The 24,375-nt window shown below is 56.2% G+C and carries 21 protein-coding genes; 17 read left to right on the top strand and 4 right to left on the bottom strand.

The features are described from left to right. The first annotated feature begins 275 nt into the window (after positions 1-275). The 5 genes from ACOQFT_RS06000 to ACOQFT_RS05980 all read left to right on the top strand — a co-directional run bounded on the left by ACOQFT_RS06000 (position 276) and on the right by ACOQFT_RS05980 (position 5,047). Entirely contained in the window at positions 276-2,270 is a 1,995-nt protein-coding gene (locus ACOQFT_RS06000; protein WP_170417870.1) for a heme lyase CcmF/NrfE family subunit, read from the top strand. Positions 2,271-2,274: 4 nt separating this feature from the next. Next, the gene (locus tag ACOQFT_RS05995) at positions 2,275-2,844 is read left to right on the top strand and encodes a DsbE family thiol:disulfide interchange protein (RefSeq protein ID WP_170417873.1); all 570 of its coding nucleotides are present in this window, start codon (positions 2,275-2,277) and stop codon (positions 2,842-2,844) included. Further along, the gene (locus tag ACOQFT_RS05990) at positions 2,841-3,329 is read left to right on the top strand and encodes a cytochrome c-type biogenesis protein (RefSeq protein WP_170417876.1); all 489 of its coding nucleotides are present in this window, start codon (positions 2,841-2,843) and stop codon (positions 3,327-3,329) included. Before ACOQFT_RS05995 ends, ACOQFT_RS05990 begins: the two co-directional genes overlap by 4 nt. Further along, positions 3,326-4,474, top strand: a complete 1,149-nt coding sequence (gene ccmI / locus ACOQFT_RS05985) for a c-type cytochrome biogenesis protein CcmI (protein WP_170417878.1) — start codon at positions 3,326-3,328, stop codon at positions 4,472-4,474. Before ACOQFT_RS05990 ends, ccmI begins: the two co-directional genes overlap by 4 nt. A gap of 114 nt (positions 4,475-4,588) precedes the next feature. Continuing rightward, positions 4,589-5,047 (top strand): ATPase, encoded by a 459-nt coding sequence (locus tag ACOQFT_RS05980; RefSeq protein ID WP_170417881.1) that lies wholly within the window; start codon positions 4,589-4,591, stop codon positions 5,045-5,047. A gap of 9 nt (positions 5,048-5,056) precedes the next feature. Here ACOQFT_RS05980 and ACOQFT_RS05975 read toward each other — a convergent pair whose 3' ends face one another. The 3 genes from ACOQFT_RS05975 to ACOQFT_RS05965 all read right to left on the bottom strand — a co-directional run bounded on the left by ACOQFT_RS05975 (position 5,057) and on the right by ACOQFT_RS05965 (position 7,795). Continuing rightward, the gene (locus ACOQFT_RS05975; RefSeq protein WP_170418009.1) at positions 5,057-7,153 is read right to left on the bottom strand and encodes a protein-disulfide reductase DsbD family protein; all 2,097 of its coding nucleotides are present in this window, start codon (positions 7,151-7,153) and stop codon (positions 5,057-5,059) included. 117 nt (positions 7,154-7,270) lie between these two features. Beyond that, entirely contained in the window at positions 7,271-7,444 is a 174-nt protein-coding gene (locus ACOQFT_RS05970; protein WP_170417885.1) for a hypothetical protein, read from the bottom strand. Positions 7,445-7,483: 39 nt separating this feature from the next. Next, positions 7,484-7,795 carry a DUF2933 domain-containing protein gene (locus ACOQFT_RS05965; protein ID WP_255612174.1) on the bottom strand — a complete coding sequence of 104 codons (312 nt, stop codon included), beginning with the start codon at positions 7,793-7,795 and terminating at the stop codon, positions 7,484-7,486. A 374-nt stretch (positions 7,796-8,169) separates the two neighbouring features. Between ACOQFT_RS05965 and ACOQFT_RS05960 the strand changes: the two genes are divergently transcribed. The 8 genes from ACOQFT_RS05960 to ACOQFT_RS05925 all read left to right on the top strand — a co-directional run bounded on the left by ACOQFT_RS05960 (position 8,170) and on the right by ACOQFT_RS05925 (position 15,053). Further along, positions 8,170-8,823, top strand: coding sequence for a L,D-transpeptidase (locus ACOQFT_RS05960; protein WP_050605720.1), 654 nt, complete (start codon positions 8,170-8,172; stop codon positions 8,821-8,823). Between the two features lie 634 nt (positions 8,824-9,457). After that, a complete protein-coding gene (locus ACOQFT_RS05955; protein WP_170417888.1) occupies positions 9,458-10,048 on the top strand; it encodes a L,D-transpeptidase in 591 nt (196 codons plus the stop codon). Positions 10,049-10,115: 67 nt separating this feature from the next. After that, complete coding sequence (locus ACOQFT_RS05950) at positions 10,116-10,565, top strand: c-type cytochrome (RefSeq protein WP_170417891.1); 450 nt, start codon at positions 10,116-10,118, stop codon at positions 10,563-10,565. 396 nt (positions 10,566-10,961) lie between these two features. Then, entirely contained in the window at positions 10,962-11,531 is a 570-nt protein-coding gene (locus ACOQFT_RS05945; RefSeq protein ID WP_170417895.1) for a c-type cytochrome, read from the top strand. Positions 11,532-11,540: 9 nt separating this feature from the next. Beyond that, positions 11,541-12,440, top strand: a complete 900-nt coding sequence (locus ACOQFT_RS05940; RefSeq protein ID WP_421597069.1) for a c-type cytochrome — start codon at positions 11,541-11,543, stop codon at positions 12,438-12,440. Positions 12,441-12,479: 39 nt separating this feature from the next. Further along, positions 12,480-13,850, top strand: coding sequence for a multicopper oxidase family protein (locus tag ACOQFT_RS05935; protein WP_170417903.1), 1,371 nt, complete (start codon positions 12,480-12,482; stop codon positions 13,848-13,850). Next, entirely contained in the window at positions 13,850-14,323 is a 474-nt protein-coding gene (locus tag ACOQFT_RS05930) for a c-type cytochrome (protein WP_171724989.1), read from the top strand. The genes ACOQFT_RS05935 and ACOQFT_RS05930 overlap by 1 nt, the downstream gene beginning before the upstream one ends. 1 nt (position 14,324) lies before the next feature. Then, positions 14,325-15,053, top strand: coding sequence for a DsbA family protein (locus ACOQFT_RS05925; protein WP_414478956.1), 729 nt, complete (start codon positions 14,325-14,327; stop codon positions 15,051-15,053). Positions 15,054-15,090: 37 nt separating this feature from the next. Here ACOQFT_RS05925 and ACOQFT_RS05920 read toward each other — a convergent pair whose 3' ends face one another. Further along, the gene (locus ACOQFT_RS05920; RefSeq protein ID WP_170417905.1) at positions 15,091-15,288 is read right to left on the bottom strand and encodes a heavy-metal-associated domain-containing protein; all 198 of its coding nucleotides are present in this window, start codon (positions 15,286-15,288) and stop codon (positions 15,091-15,093) included. 173 nt (positions 15,289-15,461) lie between these two features. Between ACOQFT_RS05920 and ACOQFT_RS05915 the strand changes: the two genes are divergently transcribed. From ACOQFT_RS05915 to ACOQFT_RS05900, 4 genes are all read left to right on the top strand, one after another. Further along, a complete protein-coding gene (locus tag ACOQFT_RS05915; protein ID WP_170417908.1) occupies positions 15,462-17,972 on the top strand; it encodes a heavy metal translocating P-type ATPase in 2,511 nt (836 codons plus the stop codon). Positions 17,973-17,987: 15 nt separating this feature from the next. Further along, on the top strand, positions 17,988-18,374 hold the full coding sequence (gene cueR / locus ACOQFT_RS05910) for a Cu(I)-responsive transcriptional regulator (protein ID WP_152460772.1): 387 nt from the start codon (positions 17,988-17,990) through the stop codon (positions 18,372-18,374). Between the two features lie 617 nt (positions 18,375-18,991). After that, on the top strand, positions 18,992-21,187 hold the full coding sequence (locus ACOQFT_RS05905) for an efflux RND transporter periplasmic adaptor subunit (RefSeq protein WP_170634709.1): 2,196 nt from the start codon (positions 18,992-18,994) through the stop codon (positions 21,185-21,187). Next, a complete protein-coding gene (locus ACOQFT_RS05900) occupies positions 21,184-24,363 on the top strand; it encodes an efflux RND transporter permease subunit (protein WP_209251487.1) in 3,180 nt (1,059 codons plus the stop codon). The genes ACOQFT_RS05905 and ACOQFT_RS05900 overlap by 4 nt, the downstream gene beginning before the upstream one ends. Positions 24,364-24,375: the final 12 nt, after the last annotated feature.

The following is a 24,375-nucleotide window of genomic DNA, read 5'->3' as shown; positions in this document are numbered from 1 at the left end:
TTGCCAGACGCACGTAATCTTGCTGTTGCTCCGTGTCATGATGCCCTCGTGTTCGTTTGTTTCCTGAGTCCCTGCCCTGAAAACAAAGTGTTCGGTACGTCCATCGGTGAAGTCGAAATGGTGGGGGTCTCCAGCGCTGGAAGGTCAAGGCCGCCGGCCAGATTTGCGCTCGTCAAGCATGCATCAGCCGAAGGGGGTGCGGCAATAATGCGCTTGACCCTCCAGCGCTGGATTGTCGGACAAGGCCGCAAAACCGGAAATCCGGAGGGATTGGAATGATACCGGAAATCGGGCAGTTCGCCCTGGCGCTTGCCCTGGCCGTGTCCTTGGTGCAAAGCGTATTTCCCTTGATTGGAGCAGCACGGAACAATGTCATGTGGATGCGATCGGCATCTGCGACCTCGGTCCTACTGACAGCGCTGGTTGCTATCGCCTTCGCCGCTCTGATGTGGTCCTTCGTGGTCAGCGATTTCACTGTGCTAAATGTGGCCAGCAATTCTCATTCGCTGAAACCGATGCTTTTCAAGGTGGCTGCGACCTGGGGTAGCCACGAAGGGTCGCTGCTGTTGTGGATTCTGATATTGGTGATTTTCGGGCTGGGTGTGTCTCTGTTGGCTCGGAACATCCCACTGAAACTCAAGGCGCGCACTCTGGCAGTGCAGGCCTGGATCAGCGCGGGGTTCCTGTCATTCATGCTGTTCACCTCGAACCCGTTTGACCGGGTGTTTCCGGCACCGCTGGATGGTCAGGATTTAAATCCGCTGTTGCAGGATGTCGGCCTGGCTATGCACCCGCCGTTCCTATACCTGGGTTACGTCGGCTTCTCTATCGTATTTTCTTTCGCCGTGGCTGCCCTGATTGAGGGGCGGGTCGATCCGGCATGGGCGCGGTGGGTCCGACCCTGGACATTGGCGGCCTGGGTGTTTCTGACACTTGGTATCGTTCTGGGCAGCTGGTGGGCCTATTACGAACTGGGTTGGGGCGGCTGGTGGTTCTGGGATCCGGTCGAGAATGTCTCGTTTATGCCCTGGCTTGCTGGCACAGCGCTGTTCCATTCGGCCATTGTGACCGAAAAGCGCGGCAGCTTCAAAAGTTGGACGATCCTACTGGCCGTTTTGACCTTCTCGTTGTCCTTGTTGGGGACATTCATTGTCCGCTCAGGCTTGCTTACATCGGTCCATGCGTTTTCGGTCGATCCCGAACGCGGCATTTACATCTTGGCGCTGTTGGCTGTCGCGATCGGTGGTTCATTGACGCTGTTTGCCATACGCGCACCGGAGATGGAGGGCGGCGGTCTTTTTGCCCCGATCAGCCGCGAGGCCGGTTTGCTTATTAACAACCTGCTGCTGGCCACCGCAACGGCGACGGTTCTATTCGGTACGCTTTATCCGCTTTTGCTTGAGGCTGTGACAGGTGAAAAGATTTCGGTTGGACCACCTTATTACAACGCCAGTTTCGTGCCGATCATGCTGGTTCTAGTCGTTGTAATGGGGATTGGGCCGCTGTTGTCATGGAAGCGGGCGGATTTGCGCGGTGTTCTGTCCCGGCTCAAATGGGTGGCCGGGGTTAGCCTGCTCGTAGCGTTGCTTGTGTGGTATCTGGATACCGGCGGCCCAGCCTTGGCGGTAGTGTCGATCGGCCTTGCGGTTTGGTTGCTGGGCGCTGTGCTGACAGAGTGGGCCAGCCGAATTAAGCTGGGTGAGGCACCGTTGGCCGAGTCCCTGCGTCGGGCCCGCAGCCTACCGCGTTCTCATTACGGCATGGTCGTGGCCCATGCGGGGTTGGCTGTCTGTATGATCGGCTTTATCGGGTCCAGCGCTTGGAAATCCGAGGTCGTGACTTTTGCCGAGCCCGGAACACAGATTGAGATAGCAGGGTTCGACGTGCGTTTTGACGGTGTGGAACAGCTTCGCGGTCCGAACTATCTGTCTCGCGCGGCCACACTGACGGTATTTCGCGATGGCGCTTATGTCACCACGCTTCAACCCGAGCGCAGGGCCTATCTCGTGGCGGGTACCAGTACGACCGAGTCAGCAATTCGAACGACGTTGGCAGGGGACCTTTACGCCTCAATATCGGAACCGGCGGCGGAATCAGAACAGAGCAAATGGACCCTGCGTATCTTGTATGAGCCATTGGTGGTCTGGATCTGGATAGGTTCAGGATTGTTAGCATTTGGTGGTGTCTTGTCACTCTCCGATCGGCGTCTACGCGTCGGTGCACCACGAAAACGGACTGGGCAGAGCTCCGTTGCGGTGGCGGCGGAGTAGGGCAATGAAACGTCTATTTGCACTGTTCCCAATTACGATTGCCGGCATCCTGGGTGCCTTCCTGCTATGGGGACTGAATCCCGATCGCGATCCAAACGAAATCCCGTCTGTTTTGATCTCGCAGCCGGTGCCTGAGTTCGACTTGCCGCCGGTCGAAGGGCTGGATACCCACGGGCTGTCCAGTACCGATCTGGTGGAAAATGACGGGTCAGCTCCGATCGTGGTCAACGTGTTTGCGTCCTGGTGCGTGCCCTGCCGGGCCGAACATGCGGTGCTGACGCGTATGGTACGCGATGAGGGCATTCGCCTGATGGGCATTAACTACAAAGACAAGCCGCAGGACGCGCGGAAATGGCTCGACGATCTGGGCAACCCTTATGAGCGCATCGGTTCCGACCTGGACGGCCGAGCCGGGATCGAATGGGGGATTTCCGGCGTGCCGGAGACCTTTGTGATTGATGGCGCGGGCAAGGTCGTATTCCGTTTTGTCGGCCCGGTGCTGGGCGACGAGGCAATTTCAAAGATGCGCACCGCGCTGGATCAGGCGCGGGCGGCCGGAGGAGAGGCGTCATGATACGTCGCATTGTAATTACCGCGGTCACTCTGGCGATGCTGGTGTCGCAGCCGGCATTCGCGGTTGAGCCCGACGAGATACTTGCAGATCCGGTATTGGAAGAGCGGGCCCGGGCGATTTCGAAACAGGTGCGATGCGTGGTGTGCCAGAACCAAGACATCGACAGTTCTAACGCTGGCGTGGCGCGCGACCTTCGTCTGCTTGTGCGCGAACGGCTGGTGGCAGGCGACACGGACCAGCAGGTTATGGACTTTCTGGTTGCGCGTTATGGCGACTATGTTCTGTTCAACCCGCCATGGAAGCCATCAACTTACATTCTGTGGGTTGCGCCTATCGTCATCCTGGGGCTGGGTGGTATCGCGACTGCAGCGGTATTGACCCAAAATGCGCGCCGATATCGGAAGTCGCGAAAACAAGAGACGGAACGCGGCGCGAGCGAAGAACGGAATCCCGAAAACCATTCACTCACGGAGCCGCACGCATGATCTGGATTATCTTTTCATTCATGGCCGTGGCGGTGTTTCTGACGCTCGCCCTCTCCGGCCTGGGGCGCAAGACCTCGGACTTGTCGAGACGCGAAAGCGCCTCTGCCATCTTTTCCGACCAGATCGGCGAAGTGGAGAAGGACCTGGAACGAGGAATTATCTCAGCCGAAGAGGCCAAGGCCGCCAGAGCCGAGATAGAACGTCGCCTGAAGGCGATTGACCGGCAATCGGACGACAAAGCGATAATGGGCCATTCCGGGCGTGCGCTGATTTTACTTGCCGCGCTGGTAGTTCCAGCGCTCGGAGCCGGTCTTTATTGGCAACTGGGTAGTCCCTACATCCCCAGCCAGCCATTTGCCCAACGCGAGGGGGAGCAGGCCGAAGCCCGTGAAATCGCCGACCTTGCCGTGCGCCTGAAGTCGCGGCTTGAGGCGGATGAAACCGGCGGGCCAACCGAGGGATGGGTGTTGTTGGCTCAGACCTATATGCGTATGGGACGCTTTGGAGATGCCGCAGACGCGTTCGAGGGGTTGCTGGACCGACCCAATGCGAATTCAGCGCTGGTGTCGCAATATGGCGAGGCGTTGGTCTATGCCGATGACGGTGTCGTTACGCCCAAGGCCGATCGGGCGTTTGAACGAGCCTTGGAACTGGACCCATCGAACCCAGCAGCGACATTCTACAAAGCCATTGGTCTGGAGCAGGCTGGATCGCCTGATAAGGCCTATGACCTACTGAAGACGCGGATGGACGCCGAAGAGGAGTTCCGGCCATGGATGGAGAGTTTTGTGGCCCAGCTTAACCGCATCGCCCCGTCGATCGGACGGGCTCCGGTGAATCTGGCGGCTTTTGCCCCTTCCATGCCCGGCCCAACTGCCGATCAGGTGGCGGCGGCCGAGGAGATGTCAGACGAAGACCGGCAGGCCTTCATCCGCTCGATGGTCGAACGGCTTGCGAGCCGGATGCAGGAAAACCCAGGCGATCTGGACGGCTGGATGCGGCTGGGCAACGCCTATTCGGTGCTGGGCGAGACCGACGGCGCCCGGAACGCCTATGGCAGGGCAAGGGATCTGGCGGATGACCTGCCGCAGGGGGATCCGCGCAAGGTGGCAATCGACCGGGCATTGCTGGAACTGGGGGGTTGATTCCCGCAGCCCGGCGTGGATCGGGCCGGCGCCGACTTCGCGCTGATGCCCAGTGAGCCATCTGGAAAATTCCGGTTTAGGCTATCGCATGCCGATCTTTAGGAGGTTGAGACCATGAAAGTTGAAACGTTTTCTGATCTAATTGTCTGGACGCGGGAAATGCATCATTGGCTCGCCGAATGTTTGGCCCACTGTTCGACACAGTCAGAGCAGGAGCTGGCCAGGATGTTGCTTACCTACCTCGCCGATCATGAGGCTGCTCTGGAGAAAATCGTCGATGGTTTCGTGAAACGAGCCGATCCCAAAGCGCTCAACACCTGGGTATATGACTATTTGGGCAATGAGCCGATCGACCCACATCGCGCCTGCGACAGGCCGTTCGCACAGATGAGCGTCGATGAGATCTGCGAAGCGGTCTTCGATCTTCACAATCAGGTGATCGACTTATATCGGTATTTGCACGGGCGTGCCGAGATACCCGAGGCACGCGAACTCTTTCAGGCGATACTGGATATGGAAGAGCACGAGACCATGCGTTTAGCGCAGCAGAGCAACCGCGTCCGGGATATGTGAACTCCGGGGTCAGGATCCGCTTTCCACGGCTCCGCCCGCAATCGGCGCGGCCTGTTCCATCGCGTCGAGAATGGCGTTCGTGGTCAAGATCTCTGGCAGGGCGATGCCTTCGGGGGCCGACGGGCCGTAGACGATGTTGAAGGGGATCCCGAACCGTCCATTGTCCTCAAGGAAACGGGCGATCACATCGTCGGGGCGGGTCCAGTCGGCCTGCATCGGAATTGCTTTGTCCGATTGCAGTGTTGCCAGAACCTCGCCGCGTTCCAGCACCAGCGCTTTGTTGGCCTTGCAGGTCAGACACCAGTCGGCTGTGACATCGACGAAAACCACCTCGCCGCGCGACACAAGGCGGGCGATTTCGGGGCGGCTGAAGGTAATCCAAGGGATCTCTCCGGCTGGTTCAAGCAGCCTGGACCGGTCTTTGCCGGCAATCGCAACCGGTGCGGCAAACGCTGCGGTCAGCGTCAGCAACAGGGCTGTCCAGCGCAAAACGGGTGGCATCATCGTACTTTTCCAGATCAACAGGACCAGAACAGTTGCAGCCAGCACGGTAGCAGTTGCAGCAGTGTCTCCGGCCACCCCGACCATCACCCAGACCAACCAGCCGATCGTGGTCAGCAGTGCCGCCGACAGGGCCCATTTTAATCCCACCATCCAACGCCCCGGTTTAGGCAGAGCGGCGGTAAGTTTCGGGTGCACTGCAACCAGCAGGTAAGGAATGGCCAGCCCGACCCCCATTGCGGTGAAGATCGCCACGATATCCACCGGTCGGCCGGTCAGGGCAAAGGCCACCGCCGTGCCGAGGAAGGGGGCCGAGCAGGGCGTCGCCAGAACTGCTGAGAAGGCTCCGGTCAGGAAATCCCCGACCAGCGACACGCGGCCCTTTTCGACATGGGCAAGCCGGGTGTTCAGCGACTGCGGCAGCGTGATCTCGAACAAGCCCGCGAGGCTGGTTGCAAAAACCGCCAGCACCACGATCATCACCGCAAGGAAAAGCGGATTCTGGAACTGGATGCCCCAGCCGACGGAATAGCCCAGCGACCGCGCCGCAATGGTGATAGCCGCCAACAGCCACATGAATGTCAGGATTCCGGCTGCCGAAGCCAGGAACCCGGCGCGAATCTGAGCCGCAGAGCGGTCGCGAGCCTTTACCGCCGAGGAAAGCTTGATCGAAAGCACTGGCAGTACGCAGGGCATGACATTCAGAATCAACCCGCCGCCCACCGCCAGCAAAATGATCCAGACCAGCGCGCTGGCTGAAGTTTCGGCGGCCGCGATCTCATATGGTGGCGGGGTAGGGGGAGCGTCGGTACGGGGCGAAAACTCGGCCACGCGGTTGGTGTCGGTAACCGTGACGGACAAGGCGGGGGGGTCCTGTGCCAGAGCGAGGACCGGGAACTGCACCCATAGCTGACGCCTGTCGCCAGCGAGCCGGATGTCGGGTGCACCAAACGCGGTGTCACGTCCCATGTCGGGAAAGACATCAGGCGCATCAAAGGGCAGGTCGCTGGTGAAATTCAGCGTCAGCATCTCGGACTCGGTATCCAGGGTCGCGGCGTCGGACTTCATTCCGCTTGTGTTTCCCGTGGTTGGCACCCGCGACAGAAAGGCATTTATAAGCCGGGCCGAGTCCTGATCCCGACCCGTTCCCTGAGTCAGCGACAAGTCCAGCGAAAACTCGACCGGCACACAGATATCGGAACAGATCAGCGTTGTCACAGCGGCCTTCAAGTCAACTGGCGCTCCGGGGTTCTCGAGTGTGACGGTCAGCGGAAAGACCACTTCGTCCTTGTACCCGAAATTCTCGATCCCGAAGGCGCGAAAACGGATCGGCGCGGGCCAGTGAAACTGTACGTCGCTGACGTTTTGCGAGCCGTTCCAAGTGATCTTGGGCGGAATTCCCACCTCACCAGGCGACTTCCAGTAGGTTTTCCAATCTTCGCCCAGTTTCAGATGCAGTCCTGCAGTGATCGTCTTGACGTCAGGCGCGATCCCGTCCTGCGCGGTAATTATGTGTGCGACCAGGGGCTCTGATTCATACGCTTGGGATGTAGCTGCAAGGCTTGTCCCGGCGGAAGTCTGGCCAAAGATTAACCCCAAGATCATAATACATAAATTTAGGAGTGTTCTTGCCATTGCGCGTTGCCATCGGTTGTTTTGCACCCGTCTCTGCCAGATTCCAGCGCTGGAGGGTCAACGAGCCGGAATGTCACATCCCCACGATCAGCTCACGAAACCTTCGCGCCCGTCTTCGCAGATGAAATAGGCCCCGCCATCCGCGCCCTCCCATTGAACCCGGCAACCTTGGGGCAGGGCGTATTCAGGCTGCGGCGGTTGCAGCGGGCATAGTTTAGGGCGTGGTGCGCAAGCCGCCAGCGAAAGAGCGGCCAGCGACATGGCGGCCAACCTTGAGCACCAAAGCTTCATGATTGAAGATTATTGCCGGTGTACTGGGTTCGGTCCGACCGCGGCGTCTGTTGCCTTTGGTCTTTCCGATTCAGATTTGTTCGAATGACAGGATTTTTCCATCGCCTTGTGCATAAAGAAATGGGCTCCGAGGCACAGGATCAACGGTGCGAAAAGACCCAAGGAGTCAGAAAGCCCACCAACCGTCCCGCCGGCGATCAAGTAGAGAGCGATCGGCGTTATCATGGCAATGCAACATACCATCATGCCCCATTTCATTATCTTGCCGCCGCTAACCGGTACTGACGCCTGCGGCGCGTTTGCAGTCTGTTTTTCTTTCACATTCAACTCCAAAATTTGGATTGGAGACCTCTGCTAACGCCTTCCCACGATGGAAGGTCAAGCTGTTTTGGCGCGAAGCGAATTTGACGCTGTCAAACCAGTCCAGCATTTGCTTGGGCCTTACTTGGTGCATAGACACGGCCGGAACAGGGAAGTTTTTAGGGGTATGAACAGCAGGCATTGTCGTCCCGACGCCTGGTGAAGTTTCAGGTTAAACACGAAGCTGCCTAGGTCACTTTAAGCCTTGAAAACTCGCGGGTGGGTCGAAGCGATATCGAACGAATAATTGAATGGACAAATCTTCCCCCGTCGCGGATTGTCTAATCCCCTGGGTACTAACTCCAGACACCAACCAGCCAATAGGAGCGCTATCAATGCTGACCAGACGACATTTTGTTGCAGCCTCGCTCGCCATTTTCTCTCAGCCGGTTTTTGGAGTGACGTCGGCGGCGGCCTCGCAATGGTCGGAGTGGGATGCGCAAGTAACTCCAGCCAATTTTGATCCCGCAACATCCAATCCCTGGGGTTTACACCCACGTTTCCTGCCTCAGCGTGTGCAAACCAATCGACCACTTACTCCGGGTGACATTCATGTCGACGCGGTGGCACGATATCTGTATTTCATCGAAGACGGTGGCACAGCAATGCGTTACGGCGTAGCCATTGCCCGAGGCAATCTTTACGAGCCCGGAGTCTACACGATCAAGCGAAAGGCCAAATGGCCGCGTTGGACTCCTACAGCCGAAATGATTGAGCGCGACCCTGATGAATATGCGCAATTCGCAGATGGTGTGCCCGGTGGGCCGACAAACCCATTGGGATCAAGGGCGTTTTATCTGTTCGAAGGTGGTCGCGACACATACCTGCGAATTCACGGAACGCCTTATCCAAGATCTATCGGAGGTCGCGCAAGTTCTGGCTGCGTAAGGATGGCGATGCCACATATCATCGGGCTTTATGATCGTGTCAGGCCAGGGTCCACGGCTCATCTCTACCCTCCCGAGCGGCTTCTGACCGCGACCAGCTGACAGGCGCTTGTCAGGCGCGCGTACAGATTGGGCGCCCTTCAATAGTCCTAAGTGGTAGGTAGGTTGTTTCAACTGGCCCAACATAGCGATACCAATAGCAACCGTCCTCAGGCATGATTTTCACTGCGTTCAGGTCCTGGCCCGGAGCAGCAATCTGGGCTACGGCGTCAGGAACTTGGGAAAGCGTTCCGGGCTCGCTATCTGCAGATATTGACGTTGTTTCGGTACAAGCGCCGATGAACAAAAGTGCGGCCAGTGCTTGGAAAGCTTTCCTGAAGGACATGGTGTTTAGTCCACTGTGATTGTCATTTGTAGTGCCTGCTACCCTCGCATCGACGGGTGATCACATCAATTCACCAAGAACTAAGCAATTGTTAGCGTTGCTTTTTTGTGTTCGGTTGATTCAAGAAAGTCAGGTTTTGCTTAAAGCAGCCTGGAGTTACGTCCAAGAAAAATTGCTTTTCCACAATGACTTGATGATTTGGGTCCGCCTTCTAAGGAAATATCCCTGCGCCAACGGCAACGACAATTCAGACGAGACATCCCATATGAAATGTCATTTGCGTGTTGACCTTCCAGCGCAGGAACCGGGCATACGAGTTATTTGAGTCGGAAAAAAAGAATAAACTTTGGGATGGCAGGCATGAAACGGAGCAAAGAAGGAAAGGTTGTTACGCGACGTGGAGTGATTGCCGCGTTTGCTGCGACGACGCTTTTTCCAGCACCGGCCGTTTGGGCCCAATCAACGGCAACTGAGGGGACGCGCCGCAATGTTTCCTCATTCCGCGTTGCTAAATGGCAGGACCACTTTGATACGCTTAAGAATGGTGTGATCCTGTCCGATACACAGTCCAAGGTCCTGCAATATTGGTCGGAAGACGAAAGCGTCTACCGAATGTATCCAACCAGCGTACCGCTGACGGAAGACCTTACAAGGCTGGGCTACACCACAGTTACTCGCAAGGTCGAAGGGCCGTCTTGGCGACCGACACCAGCAATGAAAAAGCGCAACCCCGCTTGGCCCGATTATGTGGGCCCGGGTCCGGAGAATCCTCTGGGGACACATGCACTTTATTTGAGCTGGCAATACTACCGGATCCACGGCACCAACGACACGCGCAAGATCGGGAGAAGATCCTCCAACGGCTGCATTGGCTTGTACAACGAGCAGATTGCGGAATTGTTCGAACTGGCCACTGTGGGCACTCAGGTAAAACTGATCTGACCTTGGTCAGGCCGATTTTTTTTGCGCGCGTTGAACCTAAGAACTGACAATCATGTGAAGAACAGAGATGGATAAACTTACACTCTTGATCGGCGGAGTAGTGATCGCAGGCGCCGCCGCGTTCGTCTACAACTTAAATCAGCAACCAACAGGTCACTCGATGACGCCGCCCGATACGTCAGCACTGGAGCAAGGAGACCCAATCGAAAACGTCACTCTGCCGGACCAGCTAAGCGAATTTGCGGCCGTCGGCAAAGTGGCATTCGACGCCAAATGCTCGGCGTGCCATGGCGCGAATGCAACAGGTCTGGAAGGCCTTGCACCACCTTTGGTGCATAAAATCTATGAACCAAGCCACCATTCGGACGAGTCATTTTATGTGGCAGTCCAGAATGGAGTTCGGGCACACCATTGGAAGTTCGGCAATATGCCGCCGGTCGATGGCTTGACCCGTGCGGATGTGAAGGGCATCGTGGCGTATATCAGAGAGCTGCAGCAGGAAAACGGGATTTTCTGAAGGTGACGAGCCGAATGGGCAGTGCAATTCGTTACATCATACTGTCAATGGTGCTGACCATTGGCGGGCTGCTTGTGACGGCCGATTCTGCTCATGCACATGGCAGTGGTTCTCAGCACGTGATTGACCAAACGGACTCCGCGGACGTTGAGCATGTCAAGCAGGGTCATCCCGGACATTGTCATGGCGGAACGATTTGCAACGCTGTTGGTCTATTTTCGATGGGTCCACCACCGCCTGGCCCCCAAGATACTGAACAAAGATACTCGATCCCTCGAGCCCAATACCGGGTTCTCGGTATCGCGGCGTTTGACCCACCACCGCCGCGTGTCCTGATCTGACCAGTCGAATTGCGCTCAACCTGGGCGCGTCGAAGCAGACGACAAGGACAAAACAATGAACATTCTGAAAATGACCACAGGCGTTGCCCTGGTTTCTCTGTTTGCAGCCGCCGCCCTGGCGCATGGTGGCGCAACCGGCATCGTCAAAGAACGCATGGATGGTATGTCCGCGATGAAGGACAGCATGAAGATCCTTACGCCGATGATGCAGGGGAAAACGCCCTACAATGCGCAAACGGTACGAAGCGAGGCCAAGAAAATCGGGCGTCACGCTGGCGAGAGCATGACAAAGCTGTTTCCAGAGGGATCTGATGGCAAACCCTCGGAGGCCAAATCGGAGATCTGGCAGGATTGGGGTTCATTTGCAGAGTTAGCCAGGCAGTTGGAATCCTACTCTGAAGGCCTTGTGCTTGCGGCGGACAACGGGTTGATGATGTCCGGGTCGGGCCATGGTTCGGGCATGATGGGCGGCGCATCCATGATGGGTGGCGGTTCTATGATGGGTGCCGGAATGATGGGCGGCAGTCCAAACCAGGCACAACTTTCTGAAATGCCGGCAGATGGTGTGTTCATGATGCTGAGCCAGACATGCTCGGCGTGTCACACGCAATTTCGGTCGGAATAGGAATGCGTCATGAGACCGATATTCCGATTGGGCCTTGCTGCCGCCGTAGCGGCGTCAGCGGGACTTGTTGCTGTGATGGCTTGGCCGATTGGCCAGCCCTTACAAGCTCTCGACATTCAGGGTGACGTTAACCGCGGGGCGTATCTGGCAAGGGCAAGTGGTTGTATCGCTTGCCACACAGATTTTGCCAAAGGGGGCGCGGCCTTGGCCGGTGGGGTGGAGTTGGATACCCCGTTCGGCACGCTCTTTTCGCCGAACCTGACCACAGATCCCGATCACGGGATCGGTGATTGGACAATCGAGGAGTTCGCCCGCGCGGTGCGTCAAGGCGTATCACCCGGCGGACAACCCTATTACCCGGCCTTTCCTTATCCATTCTATGCCAATTTCACGGATCACGACATCGCCGATCTCTGGGCCGCATGGCAAACAGTTCCACCGGTAGCGGAACCGTCAAAAGAACAGGAAATGGCGTTCCCCTTCAATCAGAGATGGGGCCTGAAGCTGTGGCGCGCGGCTTTTCTGGAACCACCCCGCACTGATCCCGTGCCGGGCAATGACGAAGTGTGGAACCGGGGCCGGCTACTGGTCGAAGGTGCCACACATTGTGCGGCCTGCCACACCGGGAGGAACCTGGCTGGCGCAAGAAATTCGGACACGGAACACTTCAAGGGAAGTGACTCTCTGCCGGGCGGTGACAAGGCACCGGCCATCGACTTTGAGACCCTGCAAAAGCGTGGTTGGACGGTAGATGATTTGGCCTACGCGTTGCGCACCGGCGTCATGCCTGATGGCGATGTCTTCGGCGGCGCCATGGGAGAGGTCGTAAACTATGGCACCAGCTTTCTGACAGACGAAGACCGGAAGGCAATGGCGACCTATCTGCTGGATGTGCACGACGGGGGGTAATCGAGTGAGAGATCAAATTTTCTTTGGAGGGAAGTCCTCATGAAGCTCAATCGCAGGCAATTCGTTGCAGGCACGTCGGCACTAATCGCAGTGCCGACTATCGGGAGGGCGGCTACCGCCCCCCGAATAATCGAGGCGCGTTCAGGATTGGCACGTGTTGCCCCCGACAGCTATCCTGAAACCGAGATATGGGGATATGATGGCGGTGTTCCGGGCCCCGAAATTCGTGCCCGGCAGGGCGAAACGGTTCGCCGGACACTCCTGAACTCACTGCCTCAGCCTACGGCAATCCATTGGCATGGACTGCGGGTACCAAACAACATGGATGGGGTGCCGGGTCTTACACAGGAGGCTGTACCAACAAGCGGCGAGTTTCAGTATGACTTGCCTCTGAAGGATGCAGGAACCTTCTGGTACCACTCTCATAACCAGTCAACGGAACAAGTGGCCAGGGGCCTTTACGGCGCGTTCATCGTCGACGAAATGGACCCGCCGGACACGGATCATGACATTACGATCCTGCTGGATGACTGGAGGTTGGGTCAGGACGCCCAAATCGTCGATGATTTCGGCGCGATGCATGACTGGACGCATGCAGGCCGAATGGGAAACTACGTTCACGCACACATATCGCCCATGACAGAAGTTCTGACAAACCAGCGTTTGCGACTTCGAATGGTCAACGTGGCAACTGATCGGATCATGTATGTCTCAGTAGGTGGCGCAAACGGGAAACTGGTCGCTTATGATGGCATGCCTGTAAGGCAGCCAGAGGATTTTGAAACCCTTGTTTTTGGGCCTGCACAGCGAGCAGACTTAATTGTTGATGTCACAGCGGAATCGAACGAAGCCGTTCAAATAACTCTTCACGAACGCGATGAATCGTTTGTCATTGCTGAAATCCCGGTTTCGGGAAGCGGTGCATCCGCAAACCGCGGTGCAATAGAAGCCCTGCCACCCAACCCTGTTTCCTTTCTCGAAGATGTTTCTGACGCTTTGACAATCCCATTAGTGATGGAAGGCGGGGCGATGGGCGGACTGCGTCAAGGCACTTTTAACGGCCAGGTCATGAGCACCAATGAATTGGTTCAGGAAGGGCAGATCTGGACATTCAACGGTGTCGCCGGGTTACCTGAAAACCCCCTTGCTGCCGTTTCGCGTGGCGACATAGTCCGGATTCAGATGCAGAACGACACCGTCTTTCCGCACGCTATGCACTTGCACGGGACGCACTTTCAGGAAGTTCTGCCAAACGGCAACCTAGGGCCGCTGCGGGACACAATCCTGGTTGACCGGATAGAAAAGCGGGAGATTGCGTTCGTTGCGGATAACCCGGGGGATTGGCTGTTTCATTGCCATATGCTGTCGCATCAGGCCGCTGGTATGAAGACCTGGCTGAGCGTGGCATGATGAACAAGAGTTCGGCGAAATGGGTGTCACTGGCTGCTGTAGTGATCATTGTCGCGGTCGCTGGCTGGGGCCTGAGTGGGCGTGCGCAGAACAGTGCATCAGCGGATTCGGCACGTGGTGCAGTTTTGTACGCCGAAAACTGCGCGTCATGCCACGGGGCAAATTTGGAGGGTCAGCAGGATTGGCAAACACCTGATCCGGATGGCGTCTTGCGGGCGCCCCCGCATGACCGAACCGGGCATACCTGGCATCACGGCGACAAGCTGTTGTTCGACTATACAAAGTTTGGCGGGGACCAAACTTTGAAACAGATGGGTGTCGCTGACGTCAAAAGCGGCATGCCAGGCTTCGGGGACACTCTGTCGGATCAGGATATCTGGGACATCCTCGCCTTCATCCAGGAGAGTTGGCCGGATCGGGAACGCAAGCTGCAAGAGCAACGCACCGAAGCAGAACAAACGGAAGGAAACTGATGTGAAACGAATACTTGCAGGCTTAGTCGCTATCGCCATGTCGATTGGCATTCCTATGGCACGCGCCGACGAGCTGTCTGACTCCGATGTAAAACGGCTGGCTCTCGAAGCCATTTTGGAAAACCCTGAGATCATCATGCAGGCGATTCAATTGCTTCAACAGCGCGAGGATCAGGCAAAAGCCGAAGCAATTGGAAGCGTCTTGGAAAATCAGCGTGAATTGCTGGAACAGGATCCGAATGCGCCTGTAATCGGAAACCCGGAAGGCGATGTAACCGTGGTCGAGTTTTTCGACTATAACTGCCCATATTGCAAACGCGCTGCCCCGGTCGTGAAGAACGTAATCGCGGGCGATTCCGATGTGCGAATTGTTTATCGAGAATGGCCCATACTTGGAGAAGGTTCCGACTTCGCGGCACGCGCTGCGCTGGCCTCACGAAACCAGGGAAAATACGAAGAATTTCATTGGGCGCTTATGGCTCTGAACGGTCGTGCCACTGAGGCCAGTGTACTGAAAGTTGTTCGGGAACTTGGCCTGGACGAGGATCAATTGCGCGCAGATATGGAAGCGCCGGAAGTCGACGCGCATATTCAGATTTCCATGGAATTGGCCCGACAGCTTGGCTTCAGTGGCACTCCTTCGTTTGTGATTGGAGATGCGCTTGCCCCGGGTCTGATCACCGAAGATGAAATGACCCGGTTAATCGTGGCAGTCAGAGACGCAAGATAGAACCAAGGGGGCGACAGCATGTGCGCTCCTAAGTTTATCATGCGATCGTGGCTTCGTATCCCTCGGACTTCAGCGCTGCAAGGATATGATCAAGTGAATTGGTGCTTAAGACACGTACCCTGCGGTTTTCCATGTCAAAGTCCAACTGTGCGGAGGAATCCACCGTGGCAACGGCTTTTTCGATAGCTGACTTGCAGTGCCCGCAGCTCATATCCGGGATATTTAGGGTCGTCATGGATGTTTGCTCCTGTGTTCCGTCGTCCCGGCTAAAGTATTCCAGCACAGGAAGGTCAAGTCGTGATTATTGGATCGTCAAAATTAGTGGCAAAGAAAGTCAGCCCCATCCCTTGACCTTCCACTTGCTGGAACCCTTATGTTTCCCGTCAGCAGAACATTGGTGGTGACAATATGACTGAAATTTCACATGCAAGGTTTCAAGTTCAGGGTATGAGCTGTGCGTCCTGCGTAGGGCGGGTTGAGCGCGCGTTGAAAGATGTGCCAGGGGTAGATGCCGCTTCGGTTAATCTCGCCAGCGAAAGCGTTCAGGTCGATTTCCGCGATCCAGCCGATAAAGCGGCCATTGCTGATGCGTTAAACAGCGCCGGATATCTGGCACGGACGGAAGAGGTAACGCTGGATATTCAGAACATGTCCTGCGCATCGTGCGTGGGGCGCGTTGAACGGGCATTGCAAGCAGATGATGGCGTCTTGTCCGCGTCGGTCAATCTGGCCACCGAAAGTGCAACTGTACGTTATGCTGAGGGAGTCACAACACCCGAAGCCATCGCGGCGCTTGCGGCATCTGCTGGCTATCCGGCGAGCCTGCGATCCGCGACGCAGACCGAACCACAAGACCGCAAAGCCAAAGAGATTCGCCAATTGGCCCGGCGAACAAGCTTTGCCGCCTTGCTCGCTTTGCCGGTCTTTATCCTTGAAATGGGCTCGCATGTTATTCCGGGCATGCACCACCTGATAGCGAGCACGATCGGCATCCAGAACAGCTATTACCTGCAATTCCTTCTAACCACGATCGTTCTTTTTGGGCCAGGTTTGCAGTTCTATACTAAGGGATTCCCTTCCTTGTTCAAAGGCGCGCCGGACATGAATTCTCTGGTGGCTCTGGGCACTTCGGCGGCTTATGGGTTCTCGCTTGTTTCCACCTTTGCGCCGGGTGTTCTTCCCGCCGGAACCGCAAACGTCTACTACGAGGCCGCAGCGGTGATCGTGGTTCTCATATTGCTGGGGAGGTTCCTCGAGGCGCGCGCCAAGGGGCGAACTGGTGAAGCGATCCGAAAACTGGTCGGTCTGCAGGCAAAAACAGCGCGCGTTGAGCGCGACGGATCGGTTGTCGAGCTACCGATCGAGCAGATCGTTGTAGGGGATATTGTGCACGTTCGACCGGGCGAAAAAATCGCGGTGGATGGTGCCGTAGTGACCGGCGCGTCATATGTCGATGAAAGCATGATCACCGGCGAGCCGGTTCCTGCCGAAAAGACCGAGGGCGCAACTGTGGTCGGCGGAACAGTTAATGGCGCGGGCGCATTGACGTACCGGGCTGAAAAGATCGGCGCAGACACTATGTTGGCCCAGATCATTCAAATGGTCGAACAAGCACAGGGTGCCAAGCTTCCGATTCAAGGCTTGGTTGACCGCATCACGCTGTGGTTCGTGCCGGTAGTGATCGCTGTGGCCGTAATGACTGTGCTGGTTTGGATGTTGTTCGGACCCGATCCTGCGCTCAGCTTGGCGTTGGTAGCCGGGGTTGCGGTACTGATCATTGCTTGCCCCTGCGCCATGGGGTTGGCCACACCCACCTCAATCATGGTCGGCACCGGCCGCGCGGCCGAGATGGGTGTCCTGTTTCGAAAGGGCGACGCCTTGCAAATGCTGCAGGAAACCACCGTTGTTGCGGTGGACAAGACGGGGACCTTGACCGAAGGGCGTCCGGAGCTGACCGACCTGATTGTGGCCGAAGGATTGGCCGAGGATGAGGTTCTGCGCCTTGTTGCTGCCGTTGAGGTCACATCCGAACATCCGATCGCCACGGCCATCGTGCGCGCGGCTGAAACCCGTGGTCTGGAGCTTTCGAAGCCAGAAGACTTCACGTCGATCACCGGTTACGGGGTAAGCGCCTCAGTCGAAGGCCATACAATCCTGATCGGGGCCGACCGCCTGATGAGTCGCGAAGGGGTTGAAATGGGCGCGTTGTCTGATCGGGGCGCTGAACTCGCAATCAACGGAAAGACTCCACTTTATGCCTCCGTAGACGGAGTTATCGCAGCCGTCATCGCCGTGGCGGACCCAATCAAGACCACCACGCCAGACGCAATTGAAGCTTTGCACGGACTGGGGCTGAAAGTAGCGATGATTACCGGCGACAATACCGCTACAGCCAAATCCATCGCGGCGCAGCTTGGCATCGATCATGTCGTGGCCGAGGTTCTGCCAGAGGGTAAAGTATCCGCGTTGCAAGATCTGCGCTCAAATGGCGGAAAACTGGCCTTTGTGGGTGATGGCATCAATGATGCCCCCGCTCTGGCGGCGGCTGACGTAGGAATTGCGATCGGGACAGGCACTGACATCGCCATCGAGGCGGCTGACGTCGTTCTGATGTCAGGCGACCTGACAGGCGTGGTCAACGCCTTCGATATTAGTCAGCGCACCATGCGTAACATCCGCCAAAACCTGTTCTGGGCTTTCAGCTACAACACGCTGCTCATACCGGTTGCAGCGGGGGTGCTCTATCCGTTTGGCGGCCCGTTGCTGTCGCCGGTTTTGGCTGCAGGTGCCATGGCGCTGTCCAGTGTATTTGTCCTGACCAACGCGCTGCGGTTGCGCTGGGTTAAGCCGATCAAAGTTGGGCGAGAACAGATCTCGCAGAATGAAGAGCAGGCGCTGCGATCAGCGCCTGCTGAATAGAATAGGAGAACCGCTGTGAATATCGGAGATGTAGCAGAACGTTCGGGTCTGCCTGCCAAAACCATCCGTTATTACGAGGATATCGGATTCATCAAACCCAGGCGCAGTCTGAACGGGTATCGACATTTCGACGAAAAGGAACTGCACAAACTGGCCTTCATCGGGCGGGCCCGCTCATTGGGCTTTACCATTGAGGATTGCCGTTCACTACTGGCGTTGTACGAGGACAAAGAACGCGCAAGCGCGGACGTGAAGGATATCGCCAAACAGAACCTAAAAGAAATAGATGCCAAGATCGCGGACCTGAAGGCCATGCATGCTACACTGTCTCATTTAATCGATGAATGTGCCGGAGACCACCGTCCCGACTGCCCGATCCTGAAGAACCTCGGCCAAACTTAGATGCGCTCATCGTATGAACTGCCTCCTATTTTGGCAGTTTGTTACGTGTATTCGCGGGAATCCGCTTCATTTCGATACAGCGCACCAACTCACCTGTTTTTTCCTCCGACTGGCTTGAACACTCGTTACGTTCGTCCTAACTGCACGGGATGAAGTGGAAGTTTTTCTCAGTGTTGCGAATGACGTTTCTGACATGCGTCTGCTTGGCGATGACCTTCGTCGGCACTGTTGTGGTCGCGAGCAGTGACGTCAAAAACAGTAGCACCTCTGAGCCTCACGGCGTTTCAATGGCTGCAAAGTCATCAGACTTCAAACACGACCATAGCGGTTTGCATCCGACGACTGGCCAAATCCACACTGATAGCCACGTAAATCACAGCGGAGAATGTCATTCCGGCATCTGCTGCGTTGGTGAATATCCTACCCAAGTGAGTGTTGCTGTGTTGGCTACAGCTTTCGGGCAGCAAAACCGAAACATGGATTCGGAAACCCATCTGTCTCAGGGACCTCTGACTCCCGATCGTCCTCCTCAAATCTCCTGACATCCTCAGGCCCGCAAGCGCGGGCATTCATGTTGTTTCGGTTCCAGCATTCAATGCGACCGTCGGGAGATTATTATGCGTGGAAGATATGCGGCACTATCAGTACTTGCCTTGGCGTTTGGCCTGGGTGGAGGTGTCATTCTTGAAAGACTGTACCTGAATCCAATTGATCAGGGCCAGTCGAACGAACCAGAGGTCCTTTATTGGGTAGCACCGATGGATCCGAATTTTCGGCAGCCTGGACCTGGAAAATCGCCGATGGGTATGGATTTGATCCCGGTTTATTCTGGGCAGGAACCTACCGGCGACCCTGAAGAAGTCACCCTAAGCGCTGCGGAAATCAACGCAATTGGTGTGCGGACTGCGGTTGCACGCATGACTGATATCGAACCTCGCATCGAGACGGTGGGTTTCGTCGGCTTTGACGAACACCTGACCAATCACGTTCATACGCGTGTTGAAGGTTGGATTGAGCAACTGAAAGTTCGCGCGGTCGGTGATCGGGTTGAGAAGGGGCAAGTTTTATTTGAACTCTTTTCACCATTGATCGCAGCTGCGACCGGCGATCTTGTACGCGCAGTTGAAGCCGGTGACCCGCGGATTTTGGACGCGGCGCGCAATAAGTTGATCAGCCACGGTATGTCCGCACGTCAGGTTGCAGAGATCGAGGCGGGCGGTGAGTTGGTTCGAAATGTGCAAATTGAGGCGCCTCAAAACGGTGTTGTCATAGCGCTGAATGCCGCTGATGGAATGTACCTGCAGCCAGGCACGCTTGCGTTTTCGGTCACCGATCTTTCTGAAGTATGGTTGATCGTCGATGTTTTCGAACGAGATATTGCACGTTTGTCGGAGGACATGCGCGCAATAGCAAGGTTCGAGCACCTACCCGGTCGCACCTTCGAAGGCGAAATCGACTATGTTTACCCTGAGCTTGATCCGCAAACCCGAACTCTTCCCGTCAGACTGAGTTTCGATAACACCGACGGCGTTCTTCGGCCGGGCATGTTTGGCAGCGTTAGCCTTATACCGGATGAAAGCCGGAATGTTCTCACTGTTCCATCAGAGGCGCTAATTCGTACTGGTTCGGCGGAACGCGTCATCTTGAAAACAGGCGATGGTACTTTTCGCCCGAGACTGGTGACCACAGGTCTTCGAGACAGTTTCGGCGAGGGGGGTCGAACAGAAGTTCTGCAAGGGCTTGAACCCGGTGAGGAAGTTGTCGCATCCGCACAGTTTCTAATCGACAGTGAAAGTGCTTTGAGCGCCGGTTTCACCCGAATGGCACCAACGGATACCGAACCAGCACGCGGGGCAGGCACCCTGGTTTCACTCGATGCCGAAAATCGTATGGCAACTGTTCGTCACGATGTTCTCGAAAGCCTCGATTGGCCCGCAATGACTTCGCAGTTTCCGGTTAGGTCTGGTGTTTCGCTCGACCGTTTGAATGCTGGCGACGCGGTTGCTTTCGTGATCGCGCGGGGTGCGGATGGGCTTCTGAGCCTGATGGAGCTTGCGCCGGACGACGGTATTGCCGGAACTGGAGCTGGTGTTGCGCGCGCCGTCACTTCCGATGGCAAATTGACGCTTGAGCACGGACCAATCCCCGAGCTCGGTTGGCCGGCCATGACAATGGATTTGTCGGTTGTCGGAGTAGATCTCACTACCGTGCCTATCGGCATGCCAATTGAGTTTGATCTGGCTGAGGGAGAAGGGGGGATGTTCTCGATTGTGGCAATTCGCGAAGAGGGCTCCACGCCAACGGATTCTGTTGAACCTGAAGAAACCAAGACGCCTTCTGCTCCACCGATTGTGGTCACCGGCACGATCAACCTCGTTAATGCTGAGGCGGGAACTGCAAGCATCACTCACGGGCCGATGACTGAGATTGGTATGCCGGGGATGACCATGGATTTCCCATTAGAGCCGTCATTGGACCCTAACATGCTCGAAGTCGGTTCTGAAATGACTCTGACTTTCGCGCGTGCAGATGGCATGACAATGGTATTGGCCGAGGCAACGCCTATTGCGCCGCCGCTTCAGGTTTCTGGCCGGATTAACAGTATCGACGCAAACGCGCGGACCGCGAATGTAACACACGGTCCGATGACTGAGATCGGCATGCCGGGCATGACCATGGATTTCCCGGTTGCGGAGGGGATTGAGGTTTCTAACTTGCCTGTAGGGATTGATGTTTCTTTGATCCTTCGCCGCAATCCCGACTTTTCGATGACGCTGTTAGAGGTCGCGCTTGATGGGAGTGTTACGCAGTGATCACGGCCATCATTCGTTCTTCTCTTGCCAACAGGTTCGTCATCTTGGCCCTCGCATTCATGATAGGAGTTGCGGGTATTTGGGCCATTCGTGAGACGCCGGTTGATGCAATCCCGGATCTTTCGGATGTCCAGGTAATTGTTCGCACGCCATATCCCGGGCAAGCACCTCAAGTTGTCGAAAACCAAATCACATATCCACTTGCGACAGCCCTATTGGCCGTACCCGGTGCAAAAGACGTTCGCGGGTTCTCGTTCTTTGGAGACAGCTTTGTATATGTCGTCTTTGAGGACGGGACGGACCTCTACTGGGCTCGGTCGCGTGTGCTCGAATATTTGGGCCAGATTACCGGCAGCTTGCCTGAAGGCGTGTCGCCACAACTTGGCCCAGATGCGACTGGGGTCGGGTGGATTTATCAGTATGCGCTGGTTGACAGAACCGGAAATCATGATCTGGCTCAGCTCAGGACTCTGCAGGATTGGTTTCTGAAATACGAATTACAAGCCGTGGAAGGCGTCTCAGAAGTCGCCACCATCGGCGGAATGGTCAAACAGTACCAGGTCGTCGTCGACCCAAACAAACTACGTGCCTATGACATAACACTTGCACAATTGAGGACGGCTATTCAGGCGGCCAACCGCGAGACGGGCGGCAGCGTCATTGAGATGGGTGAAGCCGAATTCATGGTCAGGTCATCGGGCTACATCGATGAATTGTCAGACCTTGCAAGCGCGCCATTGATGGTCAACGAGCGCGGCGCCGCTCTGACGCTTGGAGACGTCGCTGAAATCCGCCTGGGGCCTGAAATGCGCCGTGGTGTCGGGGAGCTCGACGGGCAAGGAGACGCGGTTGGCGGAGTGGTCATCCTGCGATGGGGTGGGAACGCATTAGCGACGATCAAAGCGGTGGAAGCGCGCATAGAAGAGTTGCGTTCAAACCTGCCGGAAGGGGTCGAAATCATAACGACCTACGACCGATCTGGTGTGATTGAGCGCGCTATCGATAACCTCCAGAAGAAATTGACGCAGGAATTCATCGTCGTTGTTCTTGTGTGCGCGGCTTTTCTACTTCATCTGCGGTCATCCCTCGTAATTCTTCTGTCGCTCCCTCTGGGAATCTTTGCCGCATTTATTCTGATGAAGGCGCAAGGAGTAAACGCAAACATCATGTCGCTCGGCGGCATAGCCATCGCTATTGGTGCGATGGTCGACGCATCGATTGTGATGATCGAGGCGATGCACAGGCGGTTGGAAAAAGAAAAGCTCACAGCAGAGAACAGATGGCGGATTGTGCAAGAGTGCGCGTCTGAGGTGGGACCAGCACTTTTTTATTCTCTGGCGATCATCACGGTTAGTTTTCTGCCTGTCTTCGTTCTGGAAAATCAGGAAGGTAGGCTCTTCTCGCCACTCGCTTATACCAAAACCTACGCCATGGCTGCAGCCGCCATCCTTTCGATAACGCTGGTTCCGGTCTTGATGGGTTACTTTGTAAGGGGGCGTATTCTACCGGAGCGAAAAAATCCGCTAAATCGCTTGGTCGTGTTCGTGTACCGCCCATTTCTGGACGCGGCAATTGCCTGGCCATGGGCAACAACACTGTTGGCCGGCGTTCTGGTGACGTCCATGTGGTACCCGTACCAGAGAATTGGCTCTGAATTCATGCCCGAGTTGAACGAAGGTGATTTTCTCTACATGCCGAGCTTCTACCCCGGGATCTCGACGGGAAAAGCCCGTGAGGTACTGCAGCAGACCAACCGTCTGATCGCGACCGTGCCTGAAGTCGAAACTGTTCACGGTAAAGTTGGGCGTGCGGAGACTGCAACCGATCCAGCACCTCTAACGATGGTGGAGACCACTATCCAACTCAAGCCGAAAAAAGAATGGCGACCCGGCATGACAATGGAGAAAATCCGGAATGAGCTCGATCGAATTGTTCAGGTTCCGGGCGTCACAAATGTTTGGATCCAACCTATCAAGAACCGCATCGATATGCTTGCAACCGGTATCCGTACACCTGTCGGTGTCAAAATATCCGGCACCGACTTGGAGGTCATTACAGATATAGGGATCGAAGTAGAACGTGCGGTCGCTGATATTGAAGGGACGGCTTCCGCCTACGCAGAGCGACCTGTTGGCGGGCGTTTCATCGAAATCGACGTCAAGCGTGATGCCGCCTCCCGATACATGATGAGTGTTCGAGAAGTTCAGGACGTAGTGCAGACCGCAATTGGCGGTATGCAAGTGTCGGAATCTGTGGAGGGGCTGGAGAGGTTTCCTATAAACCTTCGGTACCCTCAGGCATGGCGAGACAGCCCGGAACGGCTCGAAAATCTTCCTGTCGTCACGCCGTCGGGTGCTCATGTGCCACTGTCCGCTCTCGCCGATATTCGAATAGTTGACGGGCCGGGAATGATACGATCAGAGAACGCTCGACGAACTGGGTTCGTGTTCATCGACATCGCAGGGCGCGACCTGGGCGGCTATGTGGCCGAAGCACAAGAGGTGGTTGCAGAAAAGGTCAACCTGCCTCCGGGTTATTCGCTGACCTGGTCGGGGCAGTATGAGTACATTGAGAGAATGCAGGACAGGCTGACGATCGTTGCTCCTGCAACCCTGCTAATCATCACGCTCATGCTTTTCTTGGCGTTCAATCGGGTGATTGAGGTCGGGATAATTCTTGCGGCGCTTCCGGTCGCATTGGCAGGTGGGGTTTGGTTCTTATGGTATCTTAACTTCGATATCTCAATTGCTGTGCTCGTGGGCTTCATCGCGCTGGCGGGAGTTGCCGTGGAAACAGCGATTGTCATGTTGCTGTACCTCAATCTTGCTTGGGAGAAACGTCGTGGGCTGGCGCAATCGGAACAGCGAAAGCTGACACGTGACGATATCGAAGACGCGGTGTTCGAAGGCGCCGTTCTTCGGGTTCGGCCGAAGGTAATGACTGTAGCCACGATCTTTGCAGCACTGATACCCATCATGTACGGCACCGGTACAGGCTCTGAAATCATGCAGCGGATCGCTGCGCCGATGATTGGGGGCATGGTGACAGCGACCCTTCTTACGCTTTTCGTCATTCCCGCAATATTCGTGATTTGGAAACGGCTCGCGCTCAATCGCGTGAACCGAGAGATCTCCCACACGATCCAGGAAGTGCCCCCTGCGCTTCCGGCAGAATGATACCCACAACCT

Origin of the sequence: Ruegeria sp. MALMAid1280, from assembly GCF_049195285.1 — a bacterium.
Taxonomy (GTDB): domain Bacteria; phylum Pseudomonadota; class Alphaproteobacteria; order Rhodobacterales; family Rhodobacteraceae; genus Ruegeria.
This window is presented reverse-complemented; position numbering and strand designations above follow the sequence as displayed.